Here is a 229-nt window from a genome sequence, read left to right as displayed (position 1 = left end):
CACGATACCCATCCATGTAATGAATATCTAAATAGATAGCATCTAATGGAATCTCTTTTTCCTTAAACGCAGCTGCTAGTTCGCGAACTTCAGTTTCAGTTTCATAACTATAACGAGATTGATGGTACCCTAGGGACCATTTAGGTGGAATCGGTGTAGTACCAGTTAAATTACTATACTGACTTAGAGTCTGCTTCATTGTTGGTCCAGCAAAGACGTAATAGTCTAG

Annotated in this window: 1 protein-coding gene; it reads right to left on the bottom strand. The window is 38.9% G+C overall.

Annotated features, from left to right (window positions below):
* A partial coding sequence (locus tag AOA62_RS00065; protein WP_256592212.1) for a TIM-barrel domain-containing protein occupies nucleotides 1-199 on the bottom strand: 199 nt, incomplete at its 3' end.
* Nucleotides 200-229: the final 30 nt, after the last annotated feature.

The sequence above is a fragment of the Pseudomonas sp. 2995-3 genome (genome assembly GCF_002742565.1).
Classification (GTDB): domain Bacteria; phylum Pseudomonadota; class Gammaproteobacteria; order Pseudomonadales; family Pseudomonadaceae; genus Aquipseudomonas; species Aquipseudomonas edaphica.
Note: the sequence above shows the minus strand (reverse complement) of the source record. Positions and strands in the feature narration are given on the sequence as shown.